Here is an 8,314-nt window from a genome sequence, read left to right on the forward strand (position 1 = left end):
ATAGATATTATGTAAAATGCAGTATGAGGTTAGCGTCATGCTACCAGCCCAAACAGCAGGACAGCCAACGCGAATATCGATCCCCAAATAAGCAAATAGATGATGCTCCTCCGCCAGCTAAGCCGATAAGCAGTCAATGCGCTGCCAACCAGCACCAGCCAGCCGACCAGTGCAACTATCTGGATGGTATCCAACTCGCTCATAGTTCAACGATCAGGCCGTCGAAGCCGATTTCGACGTGGTTAGGCACTTCATCGGCAAGCGTCCGGTAATCCATACTCTTGTCGAGGTGCGACAGAACGATGCGCCCGGCGTTCACCCTGGAGCCGAAATCCAGGGCCATGCCAAGATGCGCGTGTGTGGGATGTGGATCTCGCCTGAGGCAATCGCATACCAGAAGGTCCACATCTTCGAACAAATCGAGCATAGGTGCCGTGATTTCACTGAAGTCTGTCGCATACCCGATTGATTTGCCGTCACATTCAAACCGATAAGCCGTACTTTGCGCCGGTCCGTGCGGCATCTGGCAATGCTCGACCGAGAAACCCGCGAACATTCGCAAGCGGTCCAGCGCCTCGAGGTTGACGATGGTGTGATAGCCATGTTGGCCAGCGAATACGTATCCGAACCGCTGACGCAACCGGCGCACGGTTTCATCCGCAGCGAAACCGGGGATCGGGCCGCCACGACCATAGCGCAGAGCCCGCATGTCATCGATGCCGTGACAGTGGTCTGCATGATCGTGTGTCCAGAAGACCGCATCGATATAGTCGATGTAATTGGCCAGGAATTGCTGGCGCATGTCCGTGGACGTATCAACGAGCAAGCGCTTGCCCTCGTTATTTTCGACGATGATCGATACCCGCGTTCTGCGATTGCGAGGCTCTGAAGGATCGCAATCGCCCCAGTCGTTGCCGATCCGCGGAACACCGGTCGATGTTCCTGAGCCGAGCATGATCAGTTTCATCGCACGGCCTTGCCAAATAGCTTGTAGAAATTATCTGAAGTCGCTTCGGCCAGATCGTCAAAGGATTCGTCTCGAAGTGCTGCGAGATAATCTGCCGTGCTGCGAACGAATGCCGGTTCGCAAGGCTTGCCTCGATGAGGAACCGGAGCCAGGAAGGGGCTGTCGGTTTCCACCAGCAGACGATCTTGTGGAAGGTTCGCAGCTATTGCTTGCAAATCCTTGGCATTCTTGAAGGTTACTATTCCGGAGATCGATATAGAGAGGCCAAGCGCCAGCACTTTCCGGGCAAAATCGGCAGATGCCGTAAAGCAGTGGATCAGTGCGGGGAACGCCCCCTTGTCCATCTCATCCGCGATTATTGCAAGGGTATCTTCTTCAGCATCGCGCGTGTGGATGATCAAGGGCAACTGCGTTGCTCGCGCAACTTCGATATGCATCCGGAACAGGCGCTGCTGTGTGTCATGTTCGGATTTGTTGTAGTGGTAATCGAGCCCCGTTTCGCCAATCCCTATCACCCGCGCATCTTCTGTTGCAGCGAGCAGCGTGCCCTTTCCCAGATCGTCATGTGCATCGGCCTCATGCGGGTGAATACCTATACTTGCCCAGACATCGGCGTGCCGATTGGCCGTCGCCACGACGCGGTCCCATTCCGAACGCCGGGTAGAGATGTTGAGAAACGCTCCTACGCCGACCTGTCGGGCGCTATCCAACGCTTCGGACTGTCGTTCCGCCAATCCTTCATATTCGAGATGGCAGTGGCTATCGACGAGCATCAGCCCTCTTCCCCTTCAGGAAGATCGAGCCGCGGAAACACGCCTTCGGGTTGCGAAAGAACGAAGTCGCGGGCGAGCTCGGCAAACCAATGCGGATCGTCCAGTGCGGCAAAGTTGCGTTCGCCCGGAGCAATGCCCATCTGTTCGAGCAGCCTGTCGGCCGAACCGGGCACCACGGGCCTTACAGCAAGAGCAAGATGCCGAACGCAGCGGAACAGGACCATAAGCACAGCGGTCATCCGTTCAGGGTCGGTCTTCTTCAAGGCCCAGGGTGCCATGTCGTCGACGAACTGGTTACAGGCGAAAACCGCCTTCATCCACGAGGTCAAACCATCGCTGAAGGCAAGATCATGGAACGAGGCTCGCAGATTACCGATCTGCTCCAGCACTTTCCGTTCGAGATCCGCATCTTCTGCTGATGTGACAGCATCTGGAACAAGGCGGCCTTCGCAGTTCTTGTAGATCATGGACAAGGTTCGCTGCGCCAGATTGCCGAAGCTGTTCGCGAGTTCGGCATTTGTCCGCAAAACAATGGCTTCTGCCGAGTAGCTGCCATCCTGCCCGAAGGCGACGTCTCGCAGTAGGTAATAGCGCAGATTGTCCACCCCGAAGCGCTCCGCAAGCATCAGCGGGTCGGTCACATTGCCGAGCGACTTCGACTCCTTCTGACCCCGGTTGAGCAAGAAACCATGTCCGAAAATCGTCTTGGGCAGCTCAAGGCCGGCACTCATGAGAAAGGCCGGCCAATAGACCGCATGAAACCGAACTATATCCTTGCCGATCAAGTGCAGACTGGCGGGCCAAAACTTCTTCCACTGCTCTCCGCCGTCCGGGTAGCCAACGCCGGTCAGGTAATTTGTAAGCGCATCGACCCAGACGTACATGACATGGCCGTCGCTGCCGGGGACGGGTACGCCCCAGTCGAAGCTGGTGCGCGAAATGGACAGGTCCCGCAAACCGCCCGAAACGAACGCTATCATTTCGTTCCGCCTGCTTTCCGGTTGCAGAAATTGCGGATTTTTCCTGAACAGTTCCAGTAGTCTGTCCTGGTATTTCGAAAGGCGGAAAAACCAGCTTTCCTCGACAGTCCATTCAACGGGCGTATGGTTCGGCGACAATCGCCCGCCGTCCTCGGCATCGACCAATTCGCTCTCGCCATAATAGGCCTCGTCCCTGACCGAATACCAGCCTTCGTAACGATCGAGGTAAAGATCGCCATTCGCAGCCATCGACGTCCAGAGCGCTTGGCTTGCACGGTGGTGGTCTGCATCGACCGTGCGGATAAAGCGGTCATAACTGACATCAAGACCATCACACATGGCCTTGAAATAGCCGGACATTTCATCGGCCAATTCGCGGGTCGTCTGCCCCGTTTCCTGTGCTTTGCGAGCCATCTTCAAGCCGTGCTCGTCCGTGCCGGTCTGAAGGCGTACCTCCCTCCCCTCCATGCGCTGGAACCTGGCGATCACGTCGGCAGCTATGGCCTCATAGGCGTGCCCGATATGCGGCCGCCCGTTGGGATAGCTGATGGCAGTGGTTATATAGAAAGGATCAGGCATCGATGCGCTTCCTATGCGGCGAGGCGGATGCGAGCAAGGTTCCGATTTCCATAATCAGCATGGCAGGATCGTAATTGAAGGTAGGAGCCTCGTTTCCGAGCCTCACCAGTGCGGTATGGGCTTCGATTAGCCGGCTCACGGTCTCGGCATCGGCGATTTGATCCTCCTCCGACAATCTGGCCGATAACATCGCGCGGGACAGATCGAGGATTGCACGCAGTCGCTCGCGATCCGATCTTGTGCCAATCACCTCTGCTAATGACCCGCGTAGCTTGAAATCTTGATCTCCCGTCGTTGCGATATTGTGCATCAGTACCGCGACAGGAGCCAGATCTTGCTTCAAGAATTCCAGGGCGGCGCCCGGAGACCCCGCCGCGGCGACAATGGCCGCATCCATGGTATCCTGATCGGAATTCGGCACTTTGTCCGAGAGGAACACCCGCATCTCGTCATCCGGGATCGAAGCAAATCGCAGGACCCGGCAGCGGGACCGGATCGTAGGAAGGAGCTTTGCCGGACGATGCGCAATCAGAAGAAATCTTGTGCCTTCAGGTGGTTCCTCGAGGCTCTTCAGGAGCGCATTGGCAGCAGATTTCTCCAGATCATCGGCCGCGTCGATGATGATCGCACGGTGGTCACCCAGAGTCGGACGCGTTGTCAGGCGGCGCTGCATCTCACGAATTTGCGCAACGGAGATATTCCGCTTGGTTTCGAACGGTTTGCCTTCCTCACGCTTACGGTCTTCCTTCTCGTCCTTGGGCAAATTGCGCAGAAGAACGATGTCGGGATGCTGTTGTTCCCCTGAGGTGCTGCCTTGATGACTTACCAGATTGAGAGCAGCACGCATGGCGAAATGCTGTTTGCCGGTTCCCTGCGGGCCCGCCAGCAACCACGCGTGATGCACCCGCCCCTGCTCCATTGCCTGGGTCCATTCGGACCATGGACCGGAATGCCCGATCATCACCGGCTCCTTTGCTCGATCAGCGGCTGAACCGCGGCGCGGATCGACGCGAACACCTCGTCCTCGGCGGCGTTCGCATCGATACTGCAAGCTTTGTGGCGAGGGTCGGCTGCGATGGTCGCAAAAGCATCCGCAACCTTGCGATGATATTTCGCCGGCCTGCCAGAAATGGCATCGGTGTGCTCCCCATCACGTTTTGCCAGGCGATTTCTGGTAAGAGCTGGCGAGATCGTCAGGATCAGGGTCAGGTCGGGCAGCATGCCGGCGCTTCCAAATTGATGTAGCTCGTAAAGCGAATGGGCACCTAGTCCCCCTGCCCCGCCCTGATAGGCTACACTGGATGCCAGGAACCTGTCGCATACGACCCATCTGCCCGCAGCAAGGGCGGGTTCAATCGTTTTTTCTACATGATCCGAACGGGCAGCGGCGAACAGCAAGGCTTCGGCTCTGCTTCCCCATCCTTCACCAATCGCCGGTGGATCAAGAAGCAACGTACGGATTGCTTCGGCGCCGGCAGTGCCGCCAGGTTCGCGTGTCAGCACCGTGGGTATGTTGCGTTCTTCAAGAAATCCGATCAGTCGGCGCGCTTGGGTTGACTTGCCGGCACCCTCCCCGCCTTCAAAAACGATGAACTTGCCCCGTGTCATGTAAACAAGCTTGCGATGCCGTTGGAAATACGTTGCAAAAATGAAGCCTTCTCGGCAGATCTTGCTGCGAAGAGTGGGACTGAGAACGGCTCCATGCCTTCAATGGAAATATCAAGTTCCGCAACCTTCTCCCCCTCCTTGACAGGCGCGCGCAGGGGTCCTTCATACGCAAGCGAGACACTGATGTCGGGATCGCTGCCTTTCGGTACCGTTATCCTTAACGGCCCTGCAGCCTTCAACGGCATGACGCCTGCGTCCGCATCCTGGAGACGTGCCTGAGCAATAACTGCATCGTTTTCGAACAGACGCCTGCTTTCGAACGCATCGAAGCCCCATTCCATGAAACTTATCGCAGCGCGATTGCGGATGCTCGCCCGGTCTGCACCCGCAACCACGATCGCCAGACGGCGCGGCCCTCGCTGGGCCGTTCCAAGGTAAGTGTAACCGGCATCGTTCGTGAAGCCGGTCTTGATTCCGTCGGCCCCTTCGACCCTGCCGATCAGGGGATCGTGATTGACCTGGGCGATACCACCGTAGTCGTATCCTTCCTGGCCGATGAAGTGCCGGAACTTCTCCGGATGCCGCTTGATCAAGGCCGATGCGAGGCGCACGAGATCATTGGCCGAAACGAAAGTGCGCCCCTCGTCAGGAAAGCCGTTGGGTGAGTAGAAACGGCTGTCCCGCATCCCGATTTCCGCGGCCTTTGCATTCATCATGTCCGTCCAAGCATTGACCGAGCCTGCGGCCCCTTCCGCCAGGACGACGGAACCGTCATTGGCAGAGACGGTCGTGATGCCATGCAACAACTGATCGACCGTGATCCTCGCATTCTCGTCCAGAAACATGGTGGAACCCACCCGGTGCCAGTTCTCATAAGCGTTGCTGCTCATGGTGAAGATCTGCGCAAGGTCGATTTTGCCAGCATCAATGAGTTCGAAAGCGAGGAAGGTCGTCATGACTTTCGTGACGGATGCGGGCATGAATCGCCTGTCAGGATCACGTGCAAACAAGGTCTGCCCGCTGGACAGATCGACCATTAATGCGACAGGTATCTCCTGCGGATCAGGCACTCCGTATTCGGAGTTTTGAGCCGACGCAGGCAAAGTCGCGAAGAATAGGCAAGCCGTTCCCAGCGCAAATTTCAATGATAGTCTCAATTTCGCTCCTGCCCCAAAAACTTAAATGGGGGACTGATCTGCGTCATGCGAACGCGGCAGTGCTATAACCTGTCGCTCCTGCCTTGGCGATAGAGCACGGGCCTCGGCAGGAGGCAAACGCCGGCACAAGTTTAGCGACTTGGGCATGCTCGCATGCAAGAACGGGTGGCGAACCACGCCTACATCAGGACGCAAACTCCACTGACCCTTTCCACCAGCGAATTGTCTCCCGCCGAAGCTTATCCCGCAATCTCATCGGCTAGGAGGCCAACACTCATCGCATAATAGTTTGAGCAATTATATTCGAGAATAACCCGGTAATTCGCAGTCAGAAGCCAGGCTGGCGACCCTGCACCATCAGGCTGGAACAGAGAAACCATGACGTCATCAGCGAGATATTCCTGAGGCTGCACACCGAGCGCGCGCCACTCGGCCACAGTGCGCCACTGACTATGACGTTCATGTACCCGGGGGCAGACCGGCGCGACAATCTCGTTGTCCAGAGTGCCAAGCTCGAGTCCGGAAGGAACAGAGGCGCGAACCCCCCAGGGCTGCCCCGTGCGCCATCCGGCATCCCGGAAATAATTTGCGATGGAATAAAGGGTATCGACCCGGTTATTGAAGATATCTGCCCGCCCGTCTCCGTCACCATCGATCGCAAGCCTCAAATAGACACTGGGGAGGAACTGGGGATTTCCAAATGCTCCTGCCCAGCTGCCCACAAGCTGCGACCGGTCGAAGCCTCTGTCGGCAATCTTGAGAAGATCGACGAACTCCTGCTCGAACAGGTCGCGGCGGCGCCCTTCCCATGCCAGTGTGGCAAGGGATCGCGCGAGGTCGAAGTTACCCTTGTAACTGCCGTAATTCGTTTCGTGCCCCCAGATCGCCACGAGGATCTCGGCAGGTACGCCAAACTGCTTTTCCGCACCTTCGGCATAGCTGCGCACGGAAGATAGGGTGCGACGGCCTCCACTTATTCGGGCGCTATCGACATGCGTGGCGATATAAGGGGCGAGGCGCGGATAACCTGTCCCCGAAGACGATCCCGGCTGACCTTCGTCAAGCTCGATCACCCGCTGATTGGGGGTGAGATCATAAGTCATACGCTGGATGGTCTGATCGCTCACCCCCTCCGCACGAGCTCGTGCGATAAGCAACTGCTTGTAGGCATCGAAGGACATGTCTTGTCCAGATGCCGGTGCCGGCGACAGTGTTGCCAAGCTGGCGGAAAGGGCGATGATGATTGCTGGGATTGTTTTCATGGAGCTTTCGTTGCCGCAGTTCGATCTGGTCCATCAACGGATAAGTTCTGTAAAGGCTCCGCCCAAGCTACAGGATGAATGCAGAAACGGGTGACAACCGGAAATTGTGCGACTAGGCCCTCATCCGCGCGGACAGGTGGCTGAGCGGTTGAAAGCACCGGTCTTGAAAACCGGCAAGGGTGCAAGCCCTTCGTGGGTTCGAATCCCACCCTGTCCGCCAAATCTCCTTGAAATGTTTCAATTTTTTCTAGGGTGAGGCTTCGGCTCCCATAACCGCTCCCCGATAACAGGCTTGCTAGCATACGTTTAAAGTGTGATCTGACCCTTGGGCACCTTGCCGCTGTGGCTTAGTAGGTAGCGAGCCGCCGCTCGGCCTCCGCAGATCACCCGCCGAGCTTCCAAGCGTTGCGGTTACCCTTAGTCGCGCCGGTGTTTGTGCCGCCGTCGCGTCATCTAAGCGCAAAAAACGCCGGCGCGCGCTCTTCTTGAAGCCCCGTTCGCAAAATACCCTTGGCAAGGTAAGAGATTCTATTAACATAGGTTGGTAAGACGTAAAACGCTTGGGAGGGCGGGATGCAACGAGAACTTACGAACCAGAAGAGCCTGCTCATCGCCGCAATTGTGAACGGAGGGCTTTGGCTGGTGCTCGGCGGGGTAGCCTGGAGGCTTTTCTCCTAAAGCCCTCGCGGGTCCGATCGCCGCCGAAAGTGCAGGTGTCCGACGCCGGATAAATAGCGGATCTAAGGACAGCAAAACGCCGCCAGTCGAGGCGGGCGGCGTAGAGCTATAATGGAGCGTATCAGTTGTAGGAAACGTGAAGTCTGCGAGTAACGGTCTTGTCTTTCCGGCGACGCATAGCGAAGCCGATGGCGCCGAAGCCAAACAGCATCATTGCCCATGTAGTGGGTTCCGGAACTGCAGGGGTCGAGCCTGTGTTGAAGAAGGTGATGTGTGAGAATGAGTCACTGCCCGCGCTGAACCCAACGCC

9 protein-coding genes and 1 tRNA gene are annotated in these 8,314 nt (G+C 57.1%); 1 reads left to right on the forward strand and 9 read right to left on the reverse strand.

Annotation, left to right across the window (positions count from 1 at the left end):
• Positions 1 to 35: 35 nt before the first annotated feature.
• The 8 genes from G7A66_RS00885 to G7A66_RS00920 all read right to left on the reverse strand — a co-directional run bounded on the left by G7A66_RS00885 (position 36) and on the right by G7A66_RS00920 (position 7,326).
• Positions 36 to 203, reverse strand: a complete 168-nt coding sequence (locus G7A66_RS00885; protein ID WP_174293816.1) for a hypothetical protein — start codon at positions 201 to 203, stop codon at positions 36 to 38.
• Entirely contained in the window at positions 200 to 967 is a 768-nt protein-coding gene (locus G7A66_RS00890; protein ID WP_174293817.1) for an MBL fold metallo-hydrolase, read from the reverse strand. Before G7A66_RS00890 ends, G7A66_RS00885 begins: the two co-directional genes overlap by 4 nt.
• The gene (locus tag G7A66_RS00895) at positions 964 to 1,740 is read right to left on the reverse strand and encodes a TatD family hydrolase (protein ID WP_174293818.1); all 777 of its coding nucleotides are present in this window, start codon (positions 1,738 to 1,740) and stop codon (positions 964 to 966) included. Before G7A66_RS00895 ends, G7A66_RS00890 begins: the two co-directional genes overlap by 4 nt.
• Positions 1,740 to 3,299, reverse strand: coding sequence for a methionine--tRNA ligase (metG, locus tag G7A66_RS00900; protein WP_174293819.1), 1,560 nt, complete (start codon positions 3,297 to 3,299; stop codon positions 1,740 to 1,742). The genes G7A66_RS00895 and metG overlap by 1 nt, the downstream gene beginning before the upstream one ends.
• Positions 3,292 to 4,260, reverse strand: coding sequence for a DNA polymerase III subunit delta' (locus tag G7A66_RS00905; RefSeq protein WP_174293820.1), 969 nt, complete (start codon positions 4,258 to 4,260; stop codon positions 3,292 to 3,294). Before G7A66_RS00905 ends, metG begins: the two co-directional genes overlap by 8 nt.
• Positions 4,260 to 4,907, reverse strand: a complete 648-nt coding sequence (gene tmk / locus G7A66_RS00910; RefSeq protein WP_174293821.1) for a dTMP kinase — start codon at positions 4,905 to 4,907, stop codon at positions 4,260 to 4,262. The genes G7A66_RS00905 and tmk overlap by 1 nt, the downstream gene beginning before the upstream one ends.
• Complete coding sequence (locus G7A66_RS00915) at positions 4,904 to 5,977, reverse strand: D-alanyl-D-alanine carboxypeptidase family protein (RefSeq protein ID WP_332310456.1); 1,074 nt, start codon at positions 5,975 to 5,977, stop codon at positions 4,904 to 4,906. Before G7A66_RS00915 ends, tmk begins: the two co-directional genes overlap by 4 nt.
• Positions 5,978 to 6,303: 326 nt before the next feature.
• Positions 6,304 to 7,326 carry a lytic murein transglycosylase gene (locus G7A66_RS00920; RefSeq protein ID WP_174293822.1) on the reverse strand — a complete coding sequence of 341 codons (1,023 nt, stop codon included), beginning with the start codon at positions 7,324 to 7,326 and terminating at the stop codon, positions 6,304 to 6,306.
• A gap of 130 nt (positions 7,327 to 7,456) precedes the next feature.
• On the opposite strand from G7A66_RS00920, the gene G7A66_RS00925 reads away from it, so the two are divergent.
• Positions 7,457 to 7,546, forward strand: a tRNA-Ser gene (locus tag G7A66_RS00925).
• Between the two features lie 579 nt (positions 7,547 to 8,125).
• Here G7A66_RS00925 and G7A66_RS00930 read toward each other — a convergent pair.
• Positions 8,126 to 8,314, reverse strand: a 189-nt coding sequence (locus G7A66_RS00930; protein WP_174293823.1) for a PEPxxWA-CTERM sorting domain-containing protein, incomplete at its 5' end; no start/stop codon positions are given.

Origin of the sequence: Alteripontixanthobacter muriae, from assembly GCF_013336795.1 — a bacterium.
In the GTDB taxonomy this organism is placed as follows: Bacteria; Pseudomonadota; Alphaproteobacteria; order Sphingomonadales; family Sphingomonadaceae; genus Pseudopontixanthobacter; species Pseudopontixanthobacter muriae.